A 21,092-nucleotide genomic window follows, 5' to 3' on the forward strand; every position below is an offset into this window, starting at 1 on the left:
CACTATTTTGTGGGACAACAGGTACTCCGATGAGCAAGACCTCTCTCGACAAGAGCAAGATCAAGTTCCTTCTTCTTGAAGGCGTCCACCAGAATGCAGTGGACACCCTGAAGGCCGCTGGTTACACCAACATCGAGTACCTCAAGGGCGCACTCTCCGACGACGAGCTGAAAGAAAAGATCGCCGATGCGCACTTTATCGGTATCCGTTCGCGCACCCAGCTGACCGCCGAAGTCTTCGACTGCGCCAAGCGCCTGGTGGCTGTAGGCTGCTTCTGCATCGGCACCAACCAGGTTGACCTCGACGCCGCCCGCGAGCGCGGTATCGCCGTGTTCAACGCACCCTATTCGAACACCCGCTCGGTGGCCGAACTGGTGCTGGCCCAGGCCATTCTGCTGCTGCGCGGCATCCCCGAGAAGAACGCTTCCTGCCACCGTGGTGGCTGGATCAAGTCGGCAGCCAACTCCTTCGAAATCCGTGGCAAGAAGCTGGGTATCGTCGGTTACGGCTCGATCGGCACCCAGCTCTCGGTACTGGCTGAAGCCATGGGCATGCAGGTGTTCTTCTACGACACCGTGACCAAGCTGCCACTGGGCAACGCCACCCAGATCGCCAAACTGCACGACCTGCTGGGCATGTGCGACATCGTGTCGCTGCACGTCCCTGAGCTGCCCTCCACCCAGTGGATGATCGGCGAGAAAGAAATCCGCGCCATGAAAAAGGGCGGCATTCTGATCAACGCCGCACGCGGCACCGTGGTTGAACTGGAGCATCTGGCTGCGGCGATCAAGGACGAGCACCTGATTGGCGCCGCCATCGACGTGTTCCCGGTCGAGCCAAAGTCCAACGACGAAGAGTTCGAAAGCCCGCTGCGTGGCCTGGACCGCGTGATCCTGACCCCGCACATCGGCGGTTCGACCGCTGAAGCCCAGGCCAACATCGGCCTGGAAGTGGCCGAGAAGCTGGTCAAGTACAGCGACAACGGTACCTCGGTTTCGTCCGTCAACTTCCCGGAAGTGGCCCTGCCGGCGCACCCGGGCAAGCACCGCCTGCTGCACATCCACGCCAACATCCCAGGCGTGATGAGCGAGATCAACAACGTGTTCGCCGAAAACGGCATCAACATCTCTGGCCAGTTCCTGCAGACCAACGACAAGGTCGGCTACGTGGTCATCGACGTCGACGCCGACTACTCCGACCTGGCGCTGGAGAAGCTGCAACACGTTAAAGGCACGATCCGCAGCCGCGTCTTGTTCTAACGCGGCGCAGACATTAAAAAGGCGACTTCGGTCGCCTTTTTAATGCGCGTTCGACACATTCAGGAATTCCTATGCTCACCCTTCCAGTCCGTTTTACCCTGCTATTGACCGGCTTATTAACCCTCGGCAGCACTCAGGCCCAATCCAATGCCAACAGTTTGAGCGTACGCTACGAGGCCGCGCCGCTTGAGCTGCGAGACATCGCCGCACAGGCCGAACAGGATGCCATTCTCGAGGGTTGGCGTGAGCAGATCGAAGCGTTGCTGCCGGATCAGGGCCTGCAACTGCTGCTGACAATGCGCACATGCGATGAGGCCAACGCGTTTTACGACAGCGCCGAACAGAGCATCATTTATTGCTACGAAGAGCTGCAAGACACGCAAAACAACTTCGCTCAATTTGAAGCCGATGGCCAACTCAATGCCGAAGAGGCGCAGGCGTTCGCCGTCGGCTGGAGCGACTACCTGTTCTTCCACGAACTGGGCCACGCGCTGATCGATCAGTTGGAAATCCCCATGCTGGGGCGCGAAGAAGATGTGGCCGATCAGATCAGCACCTACATTTGGGTACACCGCGAAGACGGCGAGCACATCCTCAACGGCACCATTTTAAGCTTTGCCACGTGGGGCGACGATGTCAGCGAAGACGGGCTGGCCGCGACGCACAGCCTGAACGGGCAACGCTATTACAACGTGATGTGCTGGGCATACGGTGCCGACATCGAGCGTTACAGCGATGCAGGCGATCAGCTTCCGGAGGAGCGCCGGGACAGTTGTGAAGAGGAGTATTGGCAGCTGGCCAATGCCATCGAACAGCTTCTGCCACTGCACTTCGATGATGATCCAGCGCCTTAATCAGCGCCGTCCAGCACCGCCAGAAAGGCCTGCGCCGCCACCAGTTCTTCTTCACTGAACACCCGCACCCCGGCGCGGCGCAAGGCCGCCGCCGTCACGCCTTCGCCAGCGACCTGGGTGCCGCTAAAACTGCCGTCATACGCCTCGCGATTGCCACACGAGGGACTGCGCGCCTTAAGCAGCGCAATACCAATGCCATGCTGCGCCACCAGGGCCAGGGCCTGTTGTGCGCCGTCAACAAAAGCCGCTGTGACATCCTCGCCATCCACCGTCAGCACCGGCAGGTGCCCATCGAGCACTTTTGCCCCCTGACCGCCCGCAATTTCCGCTGGGGCACGCGGCGTGGGCAAGCCGCCCGCCACTTCCGGGCACAACGGCACCACGCGGCCTTCCTGTTGCCAGCGCTCCAGCAGGCTGAACGGACCATGGGCACCGCCGTCATAGCGTACGCGCTGGCCCAGCAGGCAACGGCTCACCAGAATTTTCTGCATGTCTCACTCTCGTTTAGTCACTTGCCGTAACACGGCCCGGTTACTGCCTCGCGCCCCTCCCGACCAAAGGGTCGGGCTGCCTGGCAGATTGCCAAACCCATCACGCCAGCCGCCCTATCCGCGCCCAACTACGACCTATCCTTCGGCGGGAAGCGAACCGGTTCAATGGCGCGCGCGACAGGCCCGGCACAGACTCTTGGCACTCTAGCTGAGGACATCGCCATGCACCGCCCACTTCGCACCGTCGCCTTATCCCTCGTTGCCAGCCTTGCAGCCTATACGCTGCCAAGCCAGGCCGAATTGCTACCGATGGATAACCAAAGCCTGAGCGAAATCAGTGGCCAGGCCGGCATCAGCATCCGTACCGATGTATTGGCGACGATCAGCCGGATCAGCTGGAATGACGACGGTGGCAGCGCCTCGCTACGCAACGTGAAGATCGACAACGGCTGCCTGACCCCGGCCAGCTGTCCGAACGGTTCTGGCGGCAGCTTTGCCTTCGGCGCTGCACAACTGGGCCTGACCCTGCCGATCTTCGGCGTCAACCTGCCCACCCTGAAAATCGACGTGGTCAACAATGGCAGCGGCCAGCAGCAACTGCAGCTGACCTTGCCTGATCTCACCACCATCAACCAGCAGCTGATTGCCAGCGGCATTCCCGCCCAACGCATTCGTATGCGTGTAGCCGCTGACATGTACGTCGGCGACAGCCAGCTGGGCAGTGTTGAGATCCGCGACATCACCGATCTACGCGGGACCTTCAAGGTCTGGGGTCACTAAACCGCGGTCTAGAGTGGCCCATTGCCGCGCCGGCGAAACCAGCCGGTTAAGGACAAACGGTCACGGCACGCCGGCAAAACCTCATGAGGCATGTCGGCAGACAGAAACACCAGCAGACTGCCCGCCTGCGGCAACACATCACGCGTTTCGCCATTCGCCAGGTACAACCGCAGCGCGCCGCCCTGCTCAGCCTGCCAGTCCTCGTTGAGATAAAACACCACCGATACCGCGCGACGGTCATCATCACGGAACCGGTCCAGATGTTTCTGGTAGAACGCACCCGGTGGATACAACGCAAAGTGCCCTTCGAAGTCTTCCAAACCCAGGTATAAACCCTGGTTCAGCGCCTGGCGTAGCTCATCCAGCACCTGCAGATACTCATCGCAGCTTGCCTGCTGCCCGGCCTCCAGCCACTGGATATGGTCACCGCGCACTCCTTCGCGAATCTGTTGCTGCGCGCCGCGGCCCACACCGGCGGGCGCCAATGCACCTTGTGCGGCACGTTTACGGCACTCTTCGGCCAGTTTCAGGGTCAGAGAAGGCGCAATGAACTGCGTTTGCAACGACCAGCCGTGCTCGGCCAGGTCGTCAACGATGTGCGTCAGAAGTGCGGTGTGGGTATCGGTCGTCATGCCGGCGATTCTACCAGCGCCCTGCCGAGCCTCGACAAGTGTCAGCGTGCCGCCGAAAATAGCCGCCCCTGAATGGAGTCCCTAATGCGCGCCCTTTCCGTTGTACTGACCCTGCTGCTCAGCCTGCCCGCCCTGGCGGACGATTACCTGCGGCTGTATCAGGCGGCCGGCTGGCCGCAGCAACGCATGCATTTCAGCGACGCCCTGCAGGCCGCTCAGGAGCGCTACCGCAGCAGCCTGCCGCCAGCGGTGCATCAGGCGCTGGTCAACAACAGCAACCAGCGCTTCGCCCCCAACGCCATGGACCAACGCGCCCTACAGGGCTTGCGCAGCCACCTCGCGGCGCCCGCCAGTGCCTTGCAGTTCTTCCAGTCGCCACTGGGGCGCAAGATTGTCGATGCCGAGTTATTGGCCACCCGCAGCGACCAACTGGCCCGCCATGCCAATGGTCTGCCGCGCAGTGAAGCCAGCGCCACCCGCCGCCTGCTGATTCGCCACCTGGCCCAGGCGCTGCCGGCGCGGGAAGCCGGTGCCGAAGTCAGCCTGGCCCTGGCCGGTGTAGCCGCCGACAGCCTCAGTCAGATGCTCCCCGGCCTGCTCGGTGGCGACAGCGCCCAGGCCATGCTCAATGGCCAGCGCCAGCGGTTGATGGAGCAGATCGGGACGGATCTGGATAACACCCTGCTGCACGTCTACCGCGAGCTGAGCGATCCGGAGCTGGAAGAGTTCGTCAGTTTCGCCCAGTCCGATGCCGGCAAGGCCTACTACCAGGCCGCACTGGCGGCAATCCGCAGCGGCCTGGCGGTCGGCCAGAGCAGCACAGCACTGGCTCCAGCCTCGCAAGGCATCTGAGCCGAATCCATGTAGGTTGGTGTTGAGCGGCGATGCGTTGAGGAGCAACGCGACGATGCCCAACGACTGCAACGGATCGTCGAGCGCAGTGCTGCGCACGCCCTGTTGGGCTTCGCTACGCTCAACACCAACCTACGCCAGCTTCTGACTAAGAAACTCGAAATAGCGCTGGCGCAAGGCCGGCGCTTCGTTGGCCAGGTGGTGCCGCGCCTCGGCCAGACACAAAACCTGCGGAGCGGCGAACTTGTCCTGCAACACCCGCAGGTTGTGCCGCCAGGCCACCGTCATGTCGGCTTCACCCTGAATGATCCACGGGCTGCGAAGACTGCGCGGCGCGGCTTCGATATGCGGCACCCACTGACTAAGCGCGCCGACCCAGGCGGTTGGCAGGTTGCGTGGCTGCAACGGGTCCTGGTGATGCACGAAGTCAATGAACTCGGCATCGCTGGAATTGACGCTGAAGCGCCGGGGAATCTCGCTGACAAAGCGCTTCATGATGCGATAACTGAACTGCGACCAACCCCATGCCCGCGGCCGCACTAACGGCGCCAGCAGGATGGTTTCGCCGATGGCCGCACCCGGGCTACCAGTCAGCAGGTAGTCGATCAGAATCGCCCCACCGGTGCTTTGCCCGCACAGATGCCAGGGCTGCGGCAGCTCGAGCGCGGCGGCCTCCACCAGCACCGCCTGCAGCACCGCCTGGTACTCGGCAAAATCTCCAATGCTGGCGCGCTCGCCGCTGGACAGGCCATGCCCCGGCAAGTCGAAGGCCAGCACGGCGAAGCCCATGCCCAGCGCCCACTCGATCACATGGCGATACAGGCCAACGTGGTCGTAGTAACCATGCACCAGCACCAGCGTGGCGCGCGGCTGCTCAGGCCACCAGGCCTGTACGGCGATCTGGTAGCCGGCGGCCTGCAGCGTACCCATGCAGCTGCGCGTCGCCCAGGCGTCGCTGAAACCGTAGAACTGTCGGTAGGCCTGTTCAGCCGGCGACAGCACAACGGCTGCGGCTAAGGGTCGCAGACTGGCAGACAGGTTGTCCGGCTGAAACGGCTCTGGCATTGGCTTTCCATTCGTCATAGGAAGATTTATCGGTCATCCAGACCGACATGATCAGGTTGGGATATTCAGCTGTCGCGCCAGTCATGGCAAGCTGCGCGCCTGTTTGCCGAAGGCTGCTCATGACTCGACCCACACGCAAGACCCTCCTCGCCAGCTTGCTGATTCTGCTCTGGGCAGCCGCCATGCTGGCCGCCTACCGGTGGTATGAATCGCGCTACCTACGCAGTTTCAGCGAGCAGACGGCCCTGTTCTATGGTGAACAGCTGCGCCTGCCGGATGAGCTGGCCGGCCCCGGTCCCATTCGCCTGGTGCACTTCTGGGACCCGGCCTGCCCGTGCAATGTCGGCAACCAGCAACACCTGGCCGAACTGATTGAACGCTTCGCCTCCCAGGGCGTGAACTTCTATGCCGTGCAAAAGCCCGGCAGCAGCGGCCAACTGCCCAGCACCCTGAGCGCCCTGCAGCCGCTGGCTGAACTGACAGGCAGCACGCAGATTCCCGCCAGCCCGGCGGTGGCCATCTGGGACCGCACGGGTCAGCTGGCGTACTTCGGTCCCTACAGCGAAGGGGCTGTTTGCACCTCCAGCAACAGCTTTATCGAGCCGATTCTCGATGCCCTGATTGAAGAGCGCCCGGTCAGCGCCAGCAATACTCTGGCAGTGGGCTGCTTCTGTGAGTGGCAGAACAACTGAAGACGAGCGACCATAGGGCAAACGCGCTGATCGATCAGTCTGCCGCTGCTGCCCCTACAACCAACTGCCGGCGAAAGCCCATTGGCGTCGCGCCCTGCCAGCGCTTGAACGCGCGGTAAAACGGCGACAGCTCGGCAAAGCCGCAGGCACGAGCCACTTCACGGATGGCCAGACCGCTGTCGAGTAGGGCCTGTGCGCGCAGGCGGCGCACCTCATCATGCAGCTGGCGAAAGCTCTGCTGCTGTTCGGCCAACGCCCGCTGCAGTCCGCCAACGCTGTAACCCAGCGCGGTGGCGCAGCGGCGCAAATCGCATAGTTGCACGCCCAGGTTGACCTCCAGCCAGTAACGCACGCGGTTGAGCAGCTGGTTTTCCTCCAACTCGGCCAACTCCACTTCCGCCTGCGCCCAGAGCACCGCGAACAGCCGTGGGTTGGCGCTGCGTGATGGCCGGCTAAGCCAGGCGCGCGGAAAGATCAGCGCATCATGCGCCTGGGCAAAGCGCGGCAGCAGGCCGAACAGCCGGCGGTGCTCACTCAGCCGGCGCGGGGCCGGGTGGCGAAACTCCACACCGTCGAGCGCAAAGCCGCCGCCGGTGACGCTGGCCAGCATCTTCTGCAGCAGCAGCGCCAGGCACTCCATCTGCTGACGCAACGAACCCACGCCACGGTAATTGAGGTCGAAGATCAAGCGCGCCTGCTCGCCCTCCAGCTCCAGGCGCGCGGCAAAACCGCCAGAAAGGATGTGCTGGAAACGCACAAAGCTCTCCAGCGCCTGGCCCAGGTCGCAACTGGCCAGCAGCAGGTAACCCACCACATCCATCGGCCGTGGCTGCATGGTTTCACCCAGATGCAGGCCGATGTCAGCATCACCGCTGATGCCCGCCAACGCCTGCCAGAAGCGCGGCGCATTGTCGTGGTCTGCGCGGGCAGTGAGCAGCGGCGGCGTCAGCACCACGCCCTGATAGGCCTGGCGATAAGTGTCGGTTGGGTCCAGCCCCAATGCCGCCAGAGCCTCGTAGAGCAGGCGGCGCAGGGTCGAGGAATGGGTCAGCGCGCTGGCGATGCTGTTGTGCGGGTCGTGTTGCATACAAGCCTCTTGGATTGACCAAAGACTTTCATTCTTGCTGTATTGGGTCAATGCCTGAGCAGCCAGCAGTGCGCACAATGGGGCGCTGATAAAACCTATAACAAGGAAAACCCCATGAAACGCACCCTGACTGCCCTGGCTCTGATCGTCGCAGCCTCTGCCGCCGGCGCTTACTGGTACATCGACAGCAAGCAGCCGCAACGTGACGGCGAGCGGCAACTGAGCCACCTGCAGGCCGCAGTCACGGTGGATTACGACGAACGCGGCGTGCCGCATATCCAGGCACAGAGCGAAGCCGATATGTACCGCGCCCTCGGTTATGTGCACGCCCAGGACCGCTTATTCCAGATGGAAATTCTCCGCCGCCTGGCCCGTGGCGAATTGGCGGAAATTCTCGGCAGCAAGCTGGTCGACACCGACCGCCTGTTCCGCACCCTGGGCATCCGCGAACACGCCGATCGCTACGCCGCCAAACTGGACATGAACACCCCGGCCAGTCAGGCGCTGCAGGCTTATCTGGATGGCATCAACCAGTATCAGGCCAACCACCCGGCGCCGATCGAGTTCGATGTGCTGGGCATCGACAAGCGTCCCTTCACCCCCGCCGACACCCTCAGCGTCGCCGGCTACATGGCTTACAGCTTTGCCGCGGCCTTTCGCACCGAGCCGGTGCTGACGCACATCCGTGATCAGCTGGGCGCCGACTACCTGAAAGCCTTCGACCTCGACTGGCACCCGCAGGGCGTGGTCGGGCAAAATCTCGCTGCCGGCGACTGGCAAGACCTCAACGCCATCGCCGAACTGAGCCACGCCGCGCTGCTGGATGCCGGCCTGCCGCAGTTCGAGGGCAGCAATGCCTGGGCGGTGTCCGGCAGCCGCACCGCCAGCGGCAAACCGCTGCTGGCCGGCGACCCGCATATCCGCTTTGCCGTGCCGTCGGTGTGGTACGAGGCCAACCTGAGTTACCCCGGTTTCAGCCTGTACGGCCATCACCAGGCGCTTAACCCAGTGGCCTCACTGGGCCACAACCGTGACTTTGCCTGGAGCATCACCATGTTCCAGAACGACGATTTGGACCTGATCGCCGAGAAAACCAACCCGGACAACCCCAACCAGGTCTGGTATCGCGGCCAATGGGTCGAGCTGCAAAGCCGTGAAGAGCTGATCAGCGTCAAGGATGCCGAGCCGGTGCGCCTGACCATCCGCCGCTCGCCGCACGGCCCGATCATCAACAGTGCTTTGGGTGAAACCGTCGGCAGCACACCGATTGCCATGTGGTGGGCGTTTCTCGAGACCGAGAACCCGATCCTCGATGGCTTTTACCAACTCAACCGCGCCGCCACGCTAGAACAAGCTCGCGTCGCCGCCGAGCACATCGAAGCGCCGGGGCTGAACGTGGTGTGGGCCAATGCCACGGGCGATATCGGCTGGTGGGCGGCGGCGAAACTGCCGCGTCGCCCGGCCGGGGTCAACCCGAGCTTTATCCTCGACGGCAGCAACGGCGAGGCGGAAAAAGACGGCTACTACCCGTTCAGCGCCAACCCGCAGGAAGAAAACCCCGAGCGCGGCTATATCCTCTCCGCCAACTACCAGCCCGTGTCGCCGACCGGCATGGCGATTCCCGGCTATTACAACCTGGCCGATCGCGGCCAGCGCCTCGACGAACGCCTGCGCGACAGCAGCGTGAAGTGGGACGTACAGAACAGCCAGGCGCTGCAACTGGAGCCCGGCACCGGCTACCCGCAACGCCTGCTCACTCTGCTGGCGGCTGATCTGCGGGCTGCCGCCAGCGGCAGCGAAGAGCAGGCGCTGGTCGAGCAGCTGCTGAGCTGGGATGGCCAGCATCAGGTCGAGAACACCGCCGCCACCCTATTCAACCAACTGGTGTACCAACTGACGCGTGAAGCCATGGCCGACGAGCTGAGCGAGGCCTTCTTCACCAACCTGCTGCAAACCCGCGTGCTCGACAGCGCCCTGCCGCGCCTGGCCGCCGATGCCCACTCGCCCTGGTGGGACAAACGCGGCAGTGAGGCGGTAGAAAGCCGTGCCGATACCGTCAAAGCCGCCTGGCAGGCCAGCCTCGCCCACCTGCGCAGCACCCTCGGTGACGACAGCGCAAAATGGGCCTGGGGCAGCGTACACACCCTCACTCACACCCACCCGCTGGGCCAGCAAAAGCCGCTGGATAACCTGTTCAACGTCGGCGCCTTTGCCGCACCGGGTGGCCATGAAACGCCGAACAACCTCTCGCAACCGGTCGGCCCGGCGCCCTGGTCGGTGGTGTACGGCCCCTCGACCCGTCGCCTGATCGATCTGGCCGACGCCGGCAGCGCCCTGGGCATCAACCCGGTGGGCCAGAGTGGCGTCTTGTTCGATCAGCATTACAAGGACCAAGCCGACGCTTACATACGTGGCGAGTACGTGCCGATGCACCTGGATGCCGACGCGATCAAAACCAACAGCCGCAGCCAGCTGATTCTGCGTCCATAAGCCAAGGAGATCGGCAATGAAACGCCTGTTACTGCTTTTACTGATCATTCTGCTCGGCCTGGTGGCCGTGGTGGTCGGCCGCACCCTGCTGCTGCCGGCCGCGGCTTACAACAGCGCGCCAGTCAGCCTGCCTGAGGGGCTGGATAGTCAGCGTGCAGCGGAAAGTTTGGCTGCGGCGATTCGCCTGCCAACCCTGTCGCATCAGGTCGGCGCGCCGGCCAGCCAACTGGCAGCCAGCAACGCCGCCTTTGCCGGCATGCGGGAGTGGCTGGCACAGCGTTATCCACGCGTTACAGCCAGCACGGAATCACTCGCCACCGGCAGCCCAAGCATCCTGCTGCGCTGGCCGGGCAAGGACAGCCAACTGCCCGCCGCCCTGCTGATGGCGCATCAGGACGTGGTGCCCGTCGCGCCCGGCACCGAAGCACTGTGGGCCCACCCACCGTTCTCCGGCGCGATTGCCGAGGGGTTTGTCTGGGGCCGCGGTGCCATCGACAGCAAAGGCTCGATGGTGGCCATTCTTGAAGCGGTGGAAACCCTCATCGCTCAGGGCTTCCAGCCACAACGCGATGTGCTGTTGGCCTTTGGTCACGATGAAGAAATCGGCGGCCACCAAGGCAACCGGCGCATCGCCGCGCAGTTGCAGGAACAGGGCAAACGCCTGGCGTGGGTCAGCGATGAAGGTGGCTTTGTGGTGCGCGGGCAGATCCCCGGCGTCAGCCAGGATGTCGCCGTGGTAGGCATCGCGGAAAAGGGCTACCTCAGCCTGACCCTCACCGCCAGCGCCCAGGGTGGCCACTCCTCGCAGCCGCCCGCCTTTGATGAAACGGCTATCGGCCGCCTCAGCCAAGCCCTGCAACGGGTCGGCGATGCGCCCTTCCAGCGCGGTTTCGACGGCCCCACTGGCGACCTGCTGGCCAGCTTCACCCCGGCGCAAGCCTTCGGTTACCGGCTGATCTTCGCCAACCTCTGGCTGTTCGGCCCGCTGGTGGAACAACAACTGGCCGCCTCGCCAGCCGGTGCCGCGCAACTGCAAACCTCGCTGTCGCCGACTCTGCTACGTGCCGGCATCAAAGAAAACGTCCTGCCGCCCAGCGCCCGCGCCACCCTCAACCTGCGCATCCACCCGCGTGACAGCATCGAACGCGTCACCGAACACGTGCGCAACGCCGTGGCCGATGAACAGATTCAAATCAAAGTCATGCCCGGCGGGCTTGAACCTTCGGCGGTCTCCGATGTGCGGGGCGAGCCCTATCAGCAGTTCGCCGAGGTGATCCGCCAGAGCTTCAGCAACACCCTGGTCAGCCCCAACCTCACGGTCGGCGGCACCGACTCGCGCTACTACGAGCCGCTGACCGACAACATCTTCCGCTTCAGCCCGCTGCTGATGGAGCGTGACGACCTGCCACGCATGCACGGCACCAACGAGCGCGTGGCGATCGATACGCTGGCCAATGCCAGTGGGTTTTACTACCGACTGCTGCAGAACCTGAACAACCCGGCCAAGTAGGCGACAAACAGCGCGAGGGGCAGTGCCGCTCGTACGCAGCCAGCGCCATGCCTCAAACCGCTTTACCGGCGCGCCGTAGAGCGGTGTAGGCCTGGGGAAAATATCGGCAACGCCGGGGCAGCACTTTCCACAGCGCTCTGACCAGCCGAGACAGGCCGTCCAGGCGCCGCTGATCCTTTGCGCTCCAAGGCAGCTTCAGCCGCTGACGCAGTGACGCGGGCAAGCTGCCCACCGCCAACCAGCGTGCTCCCTGATCGAACAGCGGTCGCAGCAACCACCAGAGCGGGCCACGCATCCAGGCATAGGGGGCTGGCAGAGACTTGTTGCCATCAAGGTACCAGCGCGCCACGCCCGTCATTTCCAATCGTGCGTCGAGCATGTCCTGCCAATAAAGTTGGAATGCCTTGTAGTCGGCCGGAACCGTCGTCATTGGCAGACCGTACAGGGCATACCACTGGATGGACTCCTGATACAAGCGCTCCAGCTTCGCCTCGTCGAGCGGCGTGCCGAACAGCGCCTGAGCGGCAATCTGCCCTTCAAAGAAGGTGGCATGCGCCCAATAGAACAGCTCCGGGCTCAAGGCATGGTAGCGCCGCCCCTGAGCGTCCATGCCCTTGATCTGCCGGTGCCAATCGCGGATCTGCACACCGGTTGCAGGCGCCTGCTCACCGCCGTAGACCACCGCAAGAATCGGTGAAATCGATCGCAATAGCCGGTTCCAGGGATTAACAAACAAGTCGGAATGTTCCTGCACACCGGCAGCCAGACCAGGATGCAGGTTCTGCAACAGGCCGACGCGACTGATCAGCAGCAGACCACGCAGATCACCGAAATAGCGCCAGGTCAGCGAGTCCGGCCCCAGAGGCCGTAACGTTTGCGTATCTGAAACGGGACAAGTCGTCTGCATGCTCGGGCGCTCCTGTGCAATTGTCTGGCACCCATGCTAATGCGAGTATTAGCTCGCATTAAATTCGCAATGGAGCCGCCATGCGCAAGAAACCCTGCCAGCAACGCTCACAACAGATGGTCGACATCCTGCTGGAGGCCAGCGGCCGGGTGATCGAGCGGCAGGGCCTGGCCAACCTGACCACCAACCGGGTCGCAGCAGAGGCCGGCGTAAGCGTGGGCTCGCTGTACCAGTACTTTGCAAACAAGCAGGAACTGCTGGAAGGACTGCTCGAAAAGATGGCGCTCGATATCACCCGCCTGGTCGACGCGCGCATGGCACAACTGCTGGAGGCTGACGTCAGGACGGCTGTGAGGATGCTGCTGAGCGACGTGCTCGCATTTATTCTCAGCGGCAATGGCCACTATCGCGTACTGGTGCGCCATTGGCAGCAATTGCAGGCCCTGCATGTGGTTGACCGGCTGGAGCGGCACCTGTCAGAAATCTGCCGACGTTATCTGCTTCGCCACATCCGCCAGTTCCCCATCGACAACCCCATGCCGATGCTGTTTGTGATGATCAACGCCACCCTGATGACCCTGGTGCGTCACCTGGCACTGGACGCCCCTCCACTGAGCGACCAACAACTGATCAATGAACTGACCAACATGCTGACTGCCTACTTGGCTGCAGCAGCGAACCCCCAACAGACCAACACGTAGCCGTGCTCTAGCCCGCCCCATTGCTTGAGCCTTCAGACAGATAAAGGCAGACTGCCAGCAGGACACTGCCACCCAGCGGGGCACGATATGGACGTTGTAAAAAGCCTCAAGCCAGGCAAAAACGGCAGCAAACGCTTTGTCGAACGCGACGGCGACAACATGACCGCCGTGCGCTACCACCACGACGCCGAAAATCAGATCAGCTACACCACTGTCGAACTGATCGTCGAACGCAAACACAAACCACCAAAAACCCGCACCCAAACGCCTAAACAGCCAACGGCGCTGGTATTCGTGCGCGTAAATTTTCATGAGAAGGTCATGCAACTGGCGGTAAAGCAGGCGGGCGGTAAGTGGCAGCCTGAAGAAAAGGCATGGTTGCTAAGTTACAAAGCAGCAGTAGAGCTTGGACTACAAGAACGGATCATCAATAGCTGATGGTCAGATATGGATACGAGATGGCTAGATTTGGATACTTATTGCCAGCAGTGGCAACAGTGTGCAGATACGGATATGCCGTCTAATTATAGTTATGCAGCAATGAGAATACTATGCAGCCAAAAGATCTTCCCAAAAGAGTTGCCCAATTAATTGAACAATCAGAACGTGTATTAGCAACAAAGAAATACAGTCAGTATGGACCTGATTACGTAGATTCCGGAGCAATGGCGGGACTTAGAGCATCAACATTGTCTTTCATTGCAATGACTTATGGAAAAGAGCATTCATACTATTCAGAGTTCGACTCTGCCTCAGATCGCAGCACTGAAAATAACGCTAAAAAATCTCATGCAATCCTTCACTCTATTCAATCCGAAATCGAAGGCGGTTGGATTTTTACTGTCAAGCAATTAATTGCAGCAGAAATATTCTCTGACTTTCTTGAAATGGCAGAGCATTTAATAGATCAAAACTACAAAGATCCAGCAGCAGTTATGATTGGCAGCGTTCTAGAAGAGAATCTGCGACACCTCTGCACAACAAACAATATCGACACAGAAATCGAAAAAGACGACAAATTTATACCTAAAAAAGCTGATAGATTAAATTCAGATTTAGCAAAAGCAGAGGTGTATACAAAGCTTGATCAAAAGTCGGTAACTGCATGGTTAGACATAAGAAACAATGCTGCCCATGGGAAATACGATGAATATTCAAAGGAGCAGGTTAATCTAATGCTTCATGGTGTAACTGAATTTTTAGCCAGAATGAGTAGGTAGCCGCATAACAAATGGTTCAAATCGCTCGCTCGGCTCACTGGGACCGGCTAAAGCCGGCCCCTTAACCAAACGTTATGTGCCAGCTGATTTTTTGGGGAATGATTGATGCCGAGCAAAAGTCTAAACTCACGTATACCAGCTTATAAGGCCGCATTCTCCAGTGGGGAACTCCAAAAGACCTACCAAGACCTAGTTGGCATTGTCCAAAATCTAAGAACTGAATTCTCTAAGAAATACAAAAGCGAATTCTTGATTGCCAATGTGTTGCATGGTTACATAGATTTCACGTACTTTTACTTGCAAAACAGCTATCTCAAGAAGAAAAAGCTAAAGCTTGCGATTGTCTTCAACCACAAAAATGCAAATTTTGAACTGTGGCTCCTTGGGCAAACAAAGGATGTACAGATTCTCTATTGGAGAAAACTAAGAGAAGTGAAGTGGGTCAATAAGGAGGTAATGCCAGAGTATTCAATTTTCGAAGCCCCACTACTTTTGGCCCCAGACTTTGATAGTTCAACAAAGCTATCGGAGTCCATTCACACTCAATTTGAATCCCTGTCGCAGGCGATATTCAACACGCTGGAGGCATACGAATAATGCCACATAACACTGCAGTCGAGAGGGACGGCCGCCCCTCACTTCCACGTTAGAGTTCATTCACTCATGCACATACCAGCCCTCATCATCATTGATATGCAGCGTGGAATGCTCGAACCGTCAGCAGGCGCTCGCAACAACCCGCATGCAGAGCAAGCAATCGCAATTACGCTGAAAGCATGGAGAGAAGCGAAGGCACCGATTGTTCATGTGCGTCACATCTCAAGAACACCTGGCTCTCCGTTCTGGCCTGGGCAGCCTGGTGTTGAGTTCCAAGAAGAACTACAGCCATTAAACACCGAGCATGTAGTTGAAAAGAACGTCCCGGACGCATTCATTAACTCCGGGCTTGAGCGCTGGCTTCGGATCAGAGGCATCGAAACCATTGCAATCGTAGGTGTGAGTACCAACAACTCTGTCGAAGCAACAGCGCGTACAGCAGGTAATCTTGGTTTTAAAACTTATGTGGCAGCGGATGCAACGTTTGCATTCGCAAAGCCCGACTACAACAGAGTTCTACGTAGCGCTGAAGAGGTACATGCTATGGCATTAGCGAATCTTCATGGTGAGTACGCAACAGTCGTCACAACCACCGAGTTACGAAAGGCCCTCTAACAACTGGTTCAAACCGTTCGCTTCGCTCACTCGGGGTCGGTTAAAAACGCCCCCTTAACTTAACGTTAGTCATCTTCACCCTATAGGAAATTGTCAGATGAAATTGTTAGCATTTGCAGCCAGTAACAGTAAACAATCTATAAACAAGCAGTTGGTAACATATGCCGCAAGCCTCCTTGAAGGTGCTGATGTCGATATCTTAGACTTGAACGACTATGAACTGCCATTGTTCAGTATTGATAAGGAAAAAGAGCTCGGCAATCCTGATTTGGCAAAGGCATTTGTGTCAAAAATTGCAGCTTCTGATGTGATCATAATTTCTTTTGCTGAACACAACGGCGCCTACAGTGCTGCCTACAAGAACCTGTTTGATTGGTGCTCGAGAATTAATACAAAAGTATTTCAAGACAAGCCTCTTGTTTTGCTTTCCACGTCACCAGGCGCACGCGGAGGCGCCAGCGTTCTGGCCTTAGCAACGACCTCTGCTCCTCATTTTGCCGGCCGTGTCCAAGCCAGTCTTTCTATTCCAAGCTTTAACGAGAACTTTGATGTCGAGCGCGGCATGCTTATTAACGAAGCGTTGAACGACCGATTGATTGAGGCTGTTAGGGGGTTGAAGAATTTGCCAAACGGCTAACAACATCCAGCGGCGGCGCTCTGCGTCGCCGCTGGATGTTGACGGTAAGCTTACCAGGAGGAAACCATGGACGACGCAGCTTACGAACAACTAGAAGCTCTTTGTGCGGACTTCCAAAGGCAGTGGATCGTCTTACTACGGGACAGGCTTAAAAAGCACAACATACCTAACGACATCGCCAAATCAATCTGTGGTGAATTCAGCTTCGACTTATCAATGCTTTTCGATCAAGGCGAGATCGATTATCAAGGCGATAGTTTCAGGCCATTTGTCGCTTTCACAGACGATGCTGAACAGCCAGCACTTATTGTTGAACCTAACGGCCCTCAATTCCATGAATATGCGTTGGGTACGACTGACGAGGCCTATGAGTAGCAAACGGCCTAACCAGTGGTGCAAAGCATTCACTTCGCTCGCTGGGACACGCTCCAGCCGGCCCCTTAACCAAACGTTAGGCCATATGCAAAGAATGCTCTATCTCCGCATCATTTCATTTTTTAATACATCAGGTGATAACCATGCTGAAAGGAAGTTGCTGCTGCGGAACCATCAGGTTCACGCTATCTAGCCCCCCAACAATGATGGGCACTTGTTACTGCACGCGCTGCCGCAAGGTCGGCGCCACCACATTTGTATTCGTCAAGCGCGATTCTTTTGAATTACTCTCAGGCGCAGACGCCATATCCACATACAAGCCAGAAGCACCCTACCAATACAACCGTTGCTTTTGCTCCCATTGCGGCACAGCGCTTGGTGAAATCACATCCCTTGAAGAGTCTTTTCCGGTTGCGGCCAACTGCTTCGATGACGAGCTTAAGATCACGAATATGTTTCATGAGTTCGTAAAAGAAAAGCCGAGCTGGTATGGCATCTGTGATGAGGCGAAACAATTCTTAGAGCATCCTCACCCGTAGTGCCATGCAGCAAAACTGAGAACGGTGAATTCTGCTATCGGCGCAAACCGTGGCGCGGCCTAACTGCATTAAAAACCGCCCACGTCGCTCACTGACACGGACCAAAGCCCCACGTTCAACTGCCCGAGCAGTCGTGTACCGATACCCTATTTACTAACATGGACGCCCCCAGCAAGCGGATTTGACCTATGAACATTCAACTTAATAGCCGTCTGCCCTCACGTAACGCTGGATATATATTTTTAACCCATCGTGAATATTCAAGAACATGACCAGGGAATCAATATGGCAGCCATGAGCAAAGGCATTCACCATCTTGGTTTGAGCGTTTGCAACCTTGAGGAGAGCGCCCAGTTCTTCATTCAGCAACTGGGTTGGCATGAAGTTAAAAGAAACCCGGATTACCCAGCAATTTTTGTCAGCGACGGTACCGTGACGCTGACTCTCTGTGTCGACCAAAGCCATCGCCCCGGTTGCATTTGATTGGCACGCCAATGTGGGTTTACATCATTTGGCATTGCTCGTTGAAAGTGAGGCGCAACTTGAGGCGCTGCACAGGCACCTGATCCGTTCTGGCACTCGTGTTGAGTTTTCGCCTGACTGGGTGAAACAAGGCCCGGCGCAACATCTTATGTGCTTCGACCCCAGCGGCATTCGTATTGAGTTCTTCTGGCCGGGTGTGTGAATACCCGTGATCAGCCGATCCATCCAGGCCAATGACTACTGCCAAGCCTGGCGCATACCACGCTCGCTGCAAGCTGGACCAAGCCCCTCGATAAGCGAGCCGAACGGCATGCACAGCTGCAGAGCGTGCAACGCGCTCATCTGAAGCCCGCCTCAGCGCGCAAGACTTCGCGCCGAAAACCCGGATAATGGCGGCCATTTGTTCAGCCCGTATTCGGTATGCCCCATGGAAATCAAGGTCAACTTTCTCGACAACCTGCGTCTCGAAGCCAAGTTCGATGATTTCACGGTAATCGCCGACCAGCCCATCCGCTACAAGGGCGATGGCTCGGCGCCGGGGCCGTTCGACTACTTCCTCGCATCCTCGGCGCTGTGCGCGGCCTACTTCGTCAAGTTGTACTGCCAGACGCGCAACATCCCCACGGATAATATCCGCCTGTCGCAAAACAACATCGTTGACCCGGAAAACCGCTACCAGCAGATTTTCAAGATTCAGGTCGAACTGCCAGCGGACATCTCCGACAAGGATCGCCTGGGCATTCTGCGTTCCATCGACCGTTGCACGGTAAAGAAGGTGGTGCAGGCCGGACCGGAGTTCGTGATTGAGGAAGTGGACAACCTCGACGCCGATGCCCAGGCGCTGTTAATGCCGGCGCTGACGGCCGGCGAAGGCACGCGCATTCTTGGCAAGGACCTGCCGCTGGAAGAAACCATCGCCAATATGTCGGCCATCCTTGCCGGCCTGGGCATGAAGATTGAGATCGCCTCCTGGCGCAACATCGTGCCCAACGTCTGGTCGCTGCATATCCGCGACGCGCAGTCGCCGCTGTGCTTCACCAACGGCAAGGGCGCAACCAAGGAGAGCGCGCTGGCCTCGGCGCTGGGCGAGTTCATCGAGCGGCTGAACTGCAACTTCTTCTACAACGACCAGTTCTGGGGCGAGGAGATCGCCAACGCCGATTTCGTCCATTACCCCAACGAGCGCTGGTTCAAGCCGGGGCCGAAGGATGCGCTGCCGGATGAGATCCTCGACGAATACTGCCTGGCCATCTACAACCCGGACGGTGAACTGCGCGGCTCACACCTGTACGACACCAACTCCGGCAACAAGGCGCGTGGCATCTGCTCGCTGCCCTTCGTGCGCCAGTCGGATGGCGAGACGGTGTACATCCCGTCCAACCTGATCGAAAACCTGTTTCTGAGCAACGGCATGAGCGCCGGCAATACCCTGGTAGAAGCGCAGGTGCAGTGCCTGTCGGAAATCTTCGAGCGGGCGGTCAAGCGCGAGATTCTGGAGAACGAACTGGCACTGCCGGATGTACCGCAGGCGGTCCTGGCCAAGTACCCCGCCATCGTTGCCGGCATCCAGGGGCTGGAGGCGCAAGGCTTCCCGGTGCTGGTCAAGGACGCTTCCCTGGGCGGCGAATTCCCGGTGATGTGCGTGACCCTGATGAACCCGCGCACCGGCGGCGTGTTCGCCTCCTTCGGCGCGCACCCAAGCCTTGAGGTGGCGCTGGAGCGCAGCCTCACCGAGCTGCTCCAGGGCCGCAGCTTCGAGGGCCTCAACGACCTGCCGCCGCCAACCTTTGAGAGCCAGGCGCTGAGCGAGCCGAACAACTTCGTCGAGCACTTCATCGACTCCAGCGGCGTGGTGTCGTGGCGTTTCTTCAGCACCAAGGCCGACTACGAATTCGTCGAATGGGACTTCTCCGGCGCAGGGGCTGACTCCAATGCCCAGGAAGCCGCGACCCTGTTCGGCATCCTCGAAGGCATGGGCAAGGAGGTGTACATGGCGGTGTACGATGACCTCGGCGCCAATGCCTGCCGCATCCTGGTGCCGGGCTACTCGGAAATCTACCCCGTTGAGGACCTGATCTGGGATAACACCAACAAGGCCCTGCTGTTCCGCTCGGACATCCTCAACCTGCACAGCCTGAGCGACATGCGCCTCAAGTCCCTGCTCAAGAGCCTGGAACACTGTGAGGCCGACGATTACACCGAGATATCCACACTGATCGGCATCGAATTTGACGACAACACGGTGTGGGGCCAGTTGACCATCCTTGAGCTGAAGCTGCTGATTTACCTCGCCTTGCAGAAATTCGAAGAGGCCAAGGAACTGACCGAAGCCTTCCTGCAGTACAACGACAATACAGTCGAACGCGGCCTGTTCTATCAGGCCCTGAACGTCGTGCTGGAAGTGCAACTGGACGACGACCTGGCGCTGGACGATTACGCGACCAACTTCCGCCGCATGTTCGGCAACGAGCGGATGGCGGCGGCCATCGGTTCGGTCAACGGCAGCGTACGCTTCCATGGCCTGACCCCGACCAGCATGAAGCTGGAAGGTCTCGACCGTCATCTGCGCCTGGTGGAAAGCTACAAAAAACTGCATGCAGCCAGAGCACGGGCAGCGGGACGCTAAGCCCGCACAAGCGCATCAACAGATGGAGGTACAGGATGCAGCCGTCAGCAGATGAGATGTCGCGGATAATTGAAATGGCCTGGGAGGACCGCACGCCCTTCGAAGCCATTGCGCTGCAATTTGGCCTGTCTGAAGCGCAGGTAATCGCCTTGATGCGCCGCGCCCTCAAGTCCGGCAGTTTCAAACTCTGGCGAGCGCGGGTCAGTGGCCGACAGACCAAACACCTGAAACTGCGCGATACGCGCGTGAGTCGCGGCTATTGCCCGACGCAATACAAACAACGTTAAAGCACAGCCTGATCAGACTGCAGAAGCCAGCACCGCCTGGTTGCGACCACTGTGCTTGGCCTTGTAGAGCAGACGATCAACCTGTTCGAGAAAGCTCTGTGGCTGATCGAATGGACCTGGCGTCAGGGTGCCAACGCCCAGGCTCAGGGTCAGCAAAGGGCCGACGTGGGAATGGGCGTGCTGGATGTTCTGCTCACGGATCAGCTGACGGCACCGCTCGGCGACCTGAGCCGCAGCCTGGGCATCGGTTGCCGGCAGCAGCAGAACAAACTCTTCGCCGCCGAAGCGGGCCATCAGGTGACGCGGGCGTACAGCGGCCGCGCTCAAGGCCCGGCCAACACTCCGCAGGCAATCCGGACGGCTGATAGCTGAGGTTTAACCACGATCAGCGGA

The 21,092-nt window shown here is 59.3% G+C and carries 25 protein-coding genes; 19 read left to right on the top strand and 6 right to left on the bottom strand.

Annotation, left to right across the window (positions count from 1 at the left end; translation table 11 throughout):
* Positions 1-29: 29 nt before the first annotated feature.
* A complete protein-coding gene (serA, locus tag OU997_RS07200) occupies positions 30-1,259 on the top strand; it encodes a phosphoglycerate dehydrogenase (protein WP_108486783.1) in 1,230 nt (409 codons plus the stop codon).
* Positions 1,260-1,330: 71 nt separating this feature from the next.
* Positions 1,331-2,113, top strand: coding sequence for a DUF4344 domain-containing metallopeptidase (locus OU997_RS07205; RefSeq protein WP_108486784.1), 783 nt, complete (start codon positions 1,331-1,333; stop codon positions 2,111-2,113).
* On the opposite strand, the gene OU997_RS07210 is transcribed toward OU997_RS07205, so the two are convergent.
* On the bottom strand, positions 2,110-2,604 hold the full coding sequence (locus OU997_RS07210; protein ID WP_108486785.1) for a DUF523 domain-containing protein: 495 nt from the start codon (positions 2,602-2,604) through the stop codon (positions 2,110-2,112). The genes OU997_RS07205 and OU997_RS07210 overlap by 4 nt on opposite strands.
* A 222-nt stretch (positions 2,605-2,826) precedes the next feature.
* Between OU997_RS07210 and OU997_RS07215 the strand changes: the two genes are divergently transcribed.
* Positions 2,827-3,384 carry a DUF6160 family protein gene (locus OU997_RS07215; RefSeq protein WP_108486786.1) on the top strand — a complete coding sequence of 186 codons (558 nt, stop codon included), beginning with the start codon at positions 2,827-2,829 and terminating at the stop codon, positions 3,382-3,384.
* 8 nt (positions 3,385-3,392) lie between these two features.
* On the opposite strand, the gene OU997_RS07220 is transcribed toward OU997_RS07215, so the two are convergent.
* Positions 3,393-4,016, bottom strand: coding sequence for a 2OG-Fe(II) oxygenase (locus tag OU997_RS07220; protein WP_108486787.1), 624 nt, complete (start codon positions 4,014-4,016; stop codon positions 3,393-3,395).
* Between the two features lie 84 nt (positions 4,017-4,100).
* Here OU997_RS07220 and OU997_RS07225 point away from each other — a divergent pair, with 84 nt between their 5' ends.
* Positions 4,101-4,868: a DUF2059 domain-containing protein gene (locus OU997_RS07225; RefSeq protein WP_267809514.1), complete on the top strand. Its 768-nt coding sequence runs from the start codon at positions 4,101-4,103 to the stop codon at positions 4,866-4,868.
* A gap of 132 nt (positions 4,869-5,000) precedes the next feature.
* Here the strand turns inward: OU997_RS07225 and OU997_RS07230 are convergent, their stop codons facing one another.
* The gene (locus tag OU997_RS07230; RefSeq protein WP_267809515.1) at positions 5,001-5,933 is read right to left on the bottom strand and encodes an alpha/beta hydrolase; all 933 of its coding nucleotides are present in this window, start codon (positions 5,931-5,933) and stop codon (positions 5,001-5,003) included.
* An 83-nt stretch (positions 5,934-6,016) separates the two neighbouring features.
* Here OU997_RS07230 and OU997_RS07235 point away from each other — a divergent pair, with 83 nt between their 5' ends.
* Positions 6,017-6,625: a DUF6436 domain-containing protein gene (locus OU997_RS07235; RefSeq protein WP_256583080.1), complete on the top strand. Its 609-nt coding sequence runs from the start codon at positions 6,017-6,019 to the stop codon at positions 6,623-6,625.
* Positions 6,626-6,659: 34 nt separating this feature from the next.
* Here the strand turns inward: OU997_RS07235 and OU997_RS07240 are convergent, their stop codons facing one another.
* Positions 6,660-7,712, bottom strand: coding sequence for an AraC family transcriptional regulator (locus tag OU997_RS07240; protein WP_267809516.1), 1,053 nt, complete (start codon positions 7,710-7,712; stop codon positions 6,660-6,662).
* A 114-nt stretch (positions 7,713-7,826) separates the two neighbouring features.
* Here OU997_RS07240 and OU997_RS07245 point away from each other — a divergent pair, with 114 nt between their 5' ends.
* Positions 7,827-10,202 (top strand): penicillin acylase family protein, encoded by a 2,376-nt coding sequence (locus tag OU997_RS07245; RefSeq protein ID WP_267809517.1) that lies wholly within the window; start codon positions 7,827-7,829, stop codon positions 10,200-10,202.
* Positions 10,203-10,218: 16 nt separating this feature from the next.
* Entirely contained in the window at positions 10,219-11,712 is a 1,494-nt protein-coding gene (locus OU997_RS07250) for a M20 family peptidase (protein WP_267809518.1), read from the top strand.
* A gap of 52 nt (positions 11,713-11,764) precedes the next feature.
* On the opposite strand, the gene OU997_RS07255 is transcribed toward OU997_RS07250, so the two are convergent.
* Complete coding sequence (locus tag OU997_RS07255) at positions 11,765-12,619, bottom strand: oxygenase MpaB family protein (RefSeq protein WP_267809519.1); 855 nt, start codon at positions 12,617-12,619, stop codon at positions 11,765-11,767.
* An 80-nt stretch (positions 12,620-12,699) separates the two neighbouring features.
* On the opposite strand from OU997_RS07255, the gene OU997_RS07260 reads away from it, so the two are divergent.
* From OU997_RS07260 to OU997_RS07315, 12 genes are all read left to right on the top strand, one after another.
* Entirely contained in the window at positions 12,700-13,320 is a 621-nt protein-coding gene (locus tag OU997_RS07260; RefSeq protein WP_108486795.1) for a TetR/AcrR family transcriptional regulator, read from the top strand.
* 24 nt (positions 13,321-13,344) lie between these two features.
* Positions 13,345-13,758 carry a hypothetical protein gene (locus tag OU997_RS07265; RefSeq protein WP_267809520.1) on the top strand — a complete coding sequence of 138 codons (414 nt, stop codon included), beginning with the start codon at positions 13,345-13,347 and terminating at the stop codon, positions 13,756-13,758.
* Between the two features lie 113 nt (positions 13,759-13,871).
* On the top strand, positions 13,872-14,540 hold the full coding sequence (locus tag OU997_RS07270; RefSeq protein WP_267809521.1) for a hypothetical protein: 669 nt from the start codon (positions 13,872-13,874) through the stop codon (positions 14,538-14,540).
* A 105-nt stretch (positions 14,541-14,645) separates the two neighbouring features.
* Positions 14,646-15,137: a DUF7000 family protein gene (locus OU997_RS07275; RefSeq protein WP_267809522.1), complete on the top strand. Its 492-nt coding sequence runs from the start codon at positions 14,646-14,648 to the stop codon at positions 15,135-15,137.
* Between the two features lie 66 nt (positions 15,138-15,203).
* Positions 15,204-15,752, top strand: coding sequence for a cysteine hydrolase family protein (locus tag OU997_RS07280; RefSeq protein ID WP_267809523.1), 549 nt, complete (start codon positions 15,204-15,206; stop codon positions 15,750-15,752).
* Between the two features lie 97 nt (positions 15,753-15,849).
* A complete protein-coding gene (locus tag OU997_RS07285) occupies positions 15,850-16,389 on the top strand; it encodes an NADPH-dependent FMN reductase (protein WP_108487198.1) in 540 nt (179 codons plus the stop codon).
* A gap of 66 nt (positions 16,390-16,455) precedes the next feature.
* Positions 16,456-16,764 (top strand): hypothetical protein, encoded by a 309-nt coding sequence (locus tag OU997_RS07290; protein WP_108487199.1) that lies wholly within the window; start codon positions 16,456-16,458, stop codon positions 16,762-16,764.
* Positions 16,765-16,907: 143 nt separating this feature from the next.
* The gene (locus tag OU997_RS07295) at positions 16,908-17,303 is read left to right on the top strand and encodes a GFA family protein (protein WP_108487200.1); all 396 of its coding nucleotides are present in this window, start codon (positions 16,908-16,910) and stop codon (positions 17,301-17,303) included.
* 294 nt (positions 17,304-17,597) lie between these two features.
* On the top strand, positions 17,598-17,786 hold the full coding sequence (locus OU997_RS20970) for a VOC family protein (protein WP_371920682.1): 189 nt from the start codon (positions 17,598-17,600) through the stop codon (positions 17,784-17,786).
* Positions 17,752-17,988: a VOC family protein gene (locus OU997_RS07305; RefSeq protein WP_218276646.1), complete on the top strand. Its 237-nt coding sequence runs from the start codon at positions 17,752-17,754 to the stop codon at positions 17,986-17,988. The genes OU997_RS20970 and OU997_RS07305 overlap by 35 nt, the downstream gene beginning before the upstream one ends.
* 225 nt (positions 17,989-18,213) lie before the next feature.
* Positions 18,214-20,412 (top strand): OsmC domain/YcaO domain-containing protein, encoded by a 2,199-nt coding sequence (locus OU997_RS07310; protein WP_267809524.1) that lies wholly within the window; start codon positions 18,214-18,216, stop codon positions 20,410-20,412.
* Between the two features lie 35 nt (positions 20,413-20,447).
* Positions 20,448-20,699 (top strand): TIGR03643 family protein, encoded by a 252-nt coding sequence (locus OU997_RS07315; RefSeq protein ID WP_108487202.1) that lies wholly within the window; start codon positions 20,448-20,450, stop codon positions 20,697-20,699.
* Positions 20,700-20,711: 12 nt separating this feature from the next.
* On the opposite strand, the gene OU997_RS07320 is transcribed toward OU997_RS07315, so the two are convergent.
* Positions 20,712-21,065: a diguanylate cyclase domain-containing protein gene (locus OU997_RS07320; RefSeq protein ID WP_420713271.1), complete on the bottom strand. Its 354-nt coding sequence runs from the start codon at positions 21,063-21,065 to the stop codon at positions 20,712-20,714.
* Positions 21,066-21,092 lie beyond the last annotated feature (27 nt).

Origin of the sequence: Pseudomonas sp. SL4(2022) (assembly GCF_026625725.1) — a bacterium.
Taxonomy (GTDB): Bacteria; Pseudomonadota; Gammaproteobacteria; order Pseudomonadales; family Pseudomonadaceae; genus Aquipseudomonas.

What these genes read in the sequence shown, in the direction of transcription:
- serA (WP_108486783.1), top strand. Translation starts at nt 30, where the DNA reads ATGAGCAAGACCTCTCTCGACAAGAGCAAGATCAAGTTCCTTCTTCTT.
- OU997_RS07205 (WP_108486784.1), top strand. Translation starts at nt 1,331, where the DNA reads ATGCTCACCCTTCCAGTCCGTTTTACCCTGCTATTGACCGGCTTATTA.
- OU997_RS07210 (WP_108486785.1), bottom strand. Translation starts at nt 2,604, where the DNA reads ATGCAGAAAATTCTGGTGAGCCGTTGCCTGCTGGGCCAGCGCGTACGC.
- OU997_RS07215 (WP_108486786.1), top strand. Translation starts at nt 2,827, where the DNA reads ATGCACCGCCCACTTCGCACCGTCGCCTTATCCCTCGTTGCCAGCCTT.
- OU997_RS07220 (WP_108486787.1), bottom strand. Translation starts at nt 4,016, where the DNA reads ATGACGACCGATACCCACACCGCACTTCTGACGCACATCGTTGACGAC.
- OU997_RS07225 (WP_267809514.1), top strand. Translation starts at nt 4,101, where the DNA reads ATGCGCGCCCTTTCCGTTGTACTGACCCTGCTGCTCAGCCTGCCCGCC.
- OU997_RS07230 (WP_267809515.1), bottom strand. Translation starts at nt 5,933, where the DNA reads ATGCCAGAGCCGTTTCAGCCGGACAACCTGTCTGCCAGTCTGCGACCC.
- OU997_RS07235 (WP_256583080.1), top strand. Translation starts at nt 6,017, where the DNA reads ATGGCAAGCTGCGCGCCTGTTTGCCGAAGGCTGCTCATGACTCGACCC.
- OU997_RS07240 (WP_267809516.1), bottom strand. Translation starts at nt 7,712, where the DNA reads ATGCAACACGACCCGCACAACAGCATCGCCAGCGCGCTGACCCATTCC.
- OU997_RS07245 (WP_267809517.1), top strand. Translation starts at nt 7,827, where the DNA reads ATGAAACGCACCCTGACTGCCCTGGCTCTGATCGTCGCAGCCTCTGCC.
- OU997_RS07250 (WP_267809518.1), top strand. Translation starts at nt 10,219, where the DNA reads ATGAAACGCCTGTTACTGCTTTTACTGATCATTCTGCTCGGCCTGGTG.
- OU997_RS07255 (WP_267809519.1), bottom strand. Translation starts at nt 12,619, where the DNA reads ATGCAGACGACTTGTCCCGTTTCAGATACGCAAACGTTACGGCCTCTG.
- OU997_RS07260 (WP_108486795.1), top strand. Translation starts at nt 12,700, where the DNA reads ATGCGCAAGAAACCCTGCCAGCAACGCTCACAACAGATGGTCGACATC.
- OU997_RS07270 (WP_267809521.1), top strand. Translation starts at nt 13,872, where the DNA reads ATGCAGCCAAAAGATCTTCCCAAAAGAGTTGCCCAATTAATTGAACAA.
- OU997_RS07275 (WP_267809522.1), top strand. Translation starts at nt 14,646, where the DNA reads ATGCCGAGCAAAAGTCTAAACTCACGTATACCAGCTTATAAGGCCGCA.
- OU997_RS07280 (WP_267809523.1), top strand. Translation starts at nt 15,204, where the DNA reads ATGCACATACCAGCCCTCATCATCATTGATATGCAGCGTGGAATGCTC.
- OU997_RS07285 (WP_108487198.1), top strand. Translation starts at nt 15,850, where the DNA reads ATGAAATTGTTAGCATTTGCAGCCAGTAACAGTAAACAATCTATAAAC.
- OU997_RS07290 (WP_108487199.1), top strand. Translation starts at nt 16,456, where the DNA reads ATGGACGACGCAGCTTACGAACAACTAGAAGCTCTTTGTGCGGACTTC.
- OU997_RS07295 (WP_108487200.1), top strand. Translation starts at nt 16,908, where the DNA reads ATGCTGAAAGGAAGTTGCTGCTGCGGAACCATCAGGTTCACGCTATCT.
- OU997_RS20970 (WP_371920682.1), top strand. Translation starts at nt 17,598, where the DNA reads ATGAGCAAAGGCATTCACCATCTTGGTTTGAGCGTTTGCAACCTTGAG.
- OU997_RS07310 (WP_267809524.1), top strand. Translation starts at nt 18,214, where the DNA reads ATGGAAATCAAGGTCAACTTTCTCGACAACCTGCGTCTCGAAGCCAAG.
- OU997_RS07315 (WP_108487202.1), top strand. Translation starts at nt 20,448, where the DNA reads ATGCAGCCGTCAGCAGATGAGATGTCGCGGATAATTGAAATGGCCTGG.